We start from the raw sequence: 3,837 nt of genomic DNA, 5'->3' as shown, positions 1-3,837 counted from the left end.
TACGCCTTCGTCGGCAGCGTCCGCTGTGTATAAGAGACAGCCGGCGTGCCGGGCCGGGTCCGGTGGCGCGGAGGCCAGCGCGCTGAGGGTGGCCATGGCGGTGCTGCGTGCGTACGGCGAGCGACCCTCGACGGCCGCGTAGAGGGTGGCGCCGAGCGACCAGAGGTCGGCCGGCGCGCTGGACACTCCGTCGGCGGCACGTTCGGGGGCGACGTACTGCGGGGAGCCGAGAATGGTGCCGGCGCCGGTCATCGCCACGTCGCCGTCGAAGACGGCCAGCCCGAAGTCGGTCAACAGGACCCGGCCGTCGTGGGCGAGGAGCACGTTGGCGGGTTTGACGTCGCGGTGCAGGACCCCGGCCTCGTGCGCGGCCCGCAGCGCGTCCAGCAGGGCCAGGCCGATGCGGGCGGCGCGCTGCGGTGGCAGTGGGCCGTCGGAGTCGAGGACGTCCTGGAGGGTGCGGGAGGGCACGTACTCCATGACGATCCACGGCGTGTCGTCGTCGGAGACCACGTCGTAGACGCGGACCACGTTGGGGTGGTTGAGCCGGGCGGCGGTGCGGGCCTCGCGCAGCGTACGGGCGCGCAGGTGGTCGAGTTCGTCACCGCCGAGCCGGGCGGGCAGGACGACCTGCTTGACGGCGACCTGTCGGTGCAGCAACTCGTCGTCGGCCCGCCACACGGTGCCCATTCCGCCGCGACCGACCAGGTCGAGCAGTCGGTACCGGCCGGCGATCAACGCTCGCACGTGTCCCCCATCCGCCGTCCGGCGTACACACTAGCCAGCGGATCGGGGATCACCTATTCGCGCGTGCGTGTCTCGACCCTCAGCAGGCGGCCCCTCACACGGCCAGCAGGTTGCCGTCGGGGATGGTGATGGTGCGGCGGCGTGGCGACGGGTCGACGGCAGGGTGCCGGGAGCGCGTGGGTCCGTGTTCGCGGCGGGCGACGGCGTAGCTCTCGGCGGTGCGGGCGGCGATGGTGGCCCAGCCGTACCGTCGGCCGACCATGGTGCGGGCCTGTCGGGCCACCCGGCGGGCGAAGACCTCGTCGCCGAGGAGCTGACCGACCGCTCCGGCCAGCGCCGACGGATCGCTGTGCGGGAACGTCACGCCGGTGACGCCGGGTTCGACGATCTCGGCCAGACCGCCGGTGCGGGCCACCGCCAGGGGTGCGCCGGCCGCCGCGGCTTCCAGCGCGACCATGCCGAAGGGCTCGTAGAGGCTGGGCACGACGGTGGCGTCAGTGGCGCCGAGCATCGCCGGGAGCTGGGTGTTGTCCAGGAATCCGGCGAAGCGGACGGTGCCGCCGAGCCCGAGCTGCCCGATGCGGTCCTCCAACTCGCCCCGGTAGGGGCCGTCGCCGGCGATCAGTACGCGCAGGCCGGGGTGCTGCTCCCGCAGTTCGGGTACGGCGTCGACCAGGTGCTGCACGCCCTTCTCGTAGACCAGCCGGCCGGCGTACCCGATCAGTGGGCCGTCACCGGCGAAGCGGGCGCGGGCGGTGGCGACCGCGCGGGGGCGGGCCCGCCAGGCCCGGTCGTCGACGCCGTTGGGGACCACGTCGACGTGTCCGGCGGGGACGTCGAAGAGCGTGGTGACCTGGTCGCGCATGTAGCCGGAGCAGGCGATCAGTCGGGTGGAGGCGTTGCTGAGCCAGTGTTCGACGCCGTGGATGGTGCGGTTCATCTCCTCGGGCAGCCAGCCCTGGTGCCGACCCGCCTCGGTGGCGTGGATGGTGGTGACCAGCGGCAGGTCCAGGTGTTCGGCCACGGTGATCGCGGTGTGCGCGACCAGCCAGTCGTGGGCGTGGACGACGTCGTAGTCGCCGGTGTCGGCGGCGCGCAGCGCGGCGCGGGTGAGGGTGTGGTTGAACGCCATCGTCCAGGCCAGCAGGGAGCCGGTGGCCAGGGGGAAGGTGACCGGGTCCTCGGCGGCGCGCACGACGCGTACGCCGTCGATGTGTTCTTCCAGCGGCGCGCCGTCGGCGTGCCGGGTGACGACGGTGACCTGGTGGCCGGCGGCGGCCAGGGCGACGGAGAGGGCGTGCACGTGGCGGCCGAGCCCGCCGACGAGGACGGGCGGGTACTCCCAGGACAGGATCAACACCCGTTGCGTCCGTGCGGCGTTGATGTCGATCACGTCGGCGTTCGGTGACATACGCGCCCCCTTGGAGTTGTCCCCGCGCGCCCGGAGTCAGGCCCCCCGGCGGGCCTGTCGGTGTCGCGGTCGGATCGGGACCCATCCTGGTCGGGCCTGGATAACCAGCGGAGACGTAGCCGTTGCGACGGTGTAAAGGGCTGCCGGCGTCTCGGTTCGTCGGGTGTCAGCCGGGACCGATGTGGTGGGGCGCCGGTGTGGGCGCCCCACCGTGCGTCAGCGGCGGGCGCGCAGCAGTTCCGCGACCGACCACGCCTGGAACGGGCAGCCGGTGGCGATGTGCGGGGACGCGCCGTCGGCGGTCTCGCTGACCGACCCGAGGCCGTACTCGGTCAGGTGGGCCTCCAAGCCGGTGAACAGCGTGTCGACGGAGAGGCCGGCGCGTCGGCTGGCGTCGGCGTACGGGCCGATCAGCCACGGCCAGACGGTGCCCTGGTGGTAGGCGCTGTCCCGTTCGGCCGGTCCGCCCCGGTGCCGGCCGATGAATCCGGGGCAGTCGGGGGAGAGGCTGCGCGGGCCGAGCGGGGTGAGCAGCCCGGCGCCGACCAGGCCGACCGCGCGCGGGTCCGGCTCCAGCGGCGCGAACGGCAACGACCAGGCCAGGAGCTGGTTGGGTCGCATCAGGTCGTCGTCGTGGAAGGCCGCGCCACCGAGCGGGTACGCCGGGGCGGGCGCGTCGACGACGTCGTGCAGCCAGCCGGACGGGGTGGGGAAGCGGTCCCGGAACGCCTTGGCGGCCCGTTCGTGCAGTCGGTGCAGCCCGTCGGAGTCCTGCCCGGCCAGGTCCGCCAGCTCGGCGACTCCGGCCACGCCGTTGATCCACAGCGCGTTGACCTCGACCGGCTTGCCGTGGCGCGGGGTCACCGGCACTCCGTAGACGCGGGCGTCCATCCAGGTCAGCGCCGCACCGGGGGCGCCGGAGGTGAGCAGTCCGTCGGCCGGGTCGACGGCGATGCCGTAGCGGGTGCCGGCGAGGTGGGCGTCGACGACGCCGCGCAGCGCCGGCAGCAGTTCGTCGCCGAGGTCGGTGTCGCCGGTGACGGTGACGTGCCGGCTGACCGCGTGCAGGAACCACAGCGTGCCGTCGACGGTGTTGTACTCGACCCGTCCGGTGTCGGCGGTGTTGGCCAGCATCCCCTCGGACAGGGTCGCCGCGTACGAGCGCAGCAGCTCCCGGCCGCGATCGGCCCAGCCGGTCCGGAGGAACAGGCCCTCGTAGGAGATCATCGTGTCCCGCGACCAGGCGCCGAACCACGGGTAGCCGGCGACCACCTCCACGGGCGCGTCGTCGGTGCGCACGATGAACGCGTCGGCGGCCAGTGCCAGGGTGGCCTCGACGTCGTCGGCGGGTGTGGTCGACGCGACGACCTCCCGGTTGCGGCGGCGGGCCGCCGCGAACACCTCGGTGGCCGGTGGCGGTGCCGGGGCCGGGTCCTGCGCCCAGGCCAGCACCGACACGGTGTCGCCGGGGTGGCGCAGGGTGTCGCGGAACTGGCCCGCGTACCAGAGGTCCTCCTCCGGGTGCAGGCCGCGCGTGGCCTCCTCACGGTGGTAGACGCCCCGCCACCAGTGGCCCTGCGGGGACCAGCCGGGCCCGGACAGCCGGTAGGCGCCCTCGATGACCGCGCCGCCGTCGCCCTCTCTCTTATCCACATCTCCGAGCCCAAGAGACTAGCGCT

2 protein-coding genes and 1 pseudogene are annotated in these 3,837 nt (G+C 73.8%); all 3 read right to left on the bottom strand.

Annotated elements, in window-relative coordinates; genetic code table 11:
• Nucleotides 1-738 (bottom strand): serine/threonine-protein kinase (locus tag EYA84_RS28420; protein ID WP_131057006.1); only part of this gene is annotated, 738 nt, incomplete at its 3' end.
• Between the two features lie 103 nt (nt 739-841).
• Complete coding sequence (locus tag EYA84_RS28415) at nt 842-2,158, bottom strand: glycosyltransferase family 4 protein (protein ID WP_131057004.1); 1,317 nt, start codon at nt 2,156-2,158, stop codon at nt 842-844.
• A gap of 216 nt (nt 2,159-2,374) precedes the next feature.
• Nucleotides 2,375-3,790 (bottom strand): annotated as a pseudogene (locus tag EYA84_RS28410) (amylo-alpha-1,6-glucosidase); the annotation flags it as partial.
• Nucleotides 3,791-3,837 lie beyond the last annotated feature (47 nt).

The organism is Verrucosispora sp. SN26_14.1, assembly GCF_004307965.1.
GTDB lineage: Bacteria > Actinomycetota > Actinomycetes > Mycobacteriales > Micromonosporaceae > Micromonospora.
Note: the sequence above shows the minus strand (reverse complement) of the source record. Positions and strands in the feature narration are given on the sequence as shown.

Bases quoted from the DNA above. Each gene is read 5' to 3' on its own strand.
- EYA84_RS28415 (WP_131057004.1), bottom strand. From the start codon at position 2,158: ATGTCACCGAACGCCGACGTGATCGACATCAACGCCGCACGGACGCAA.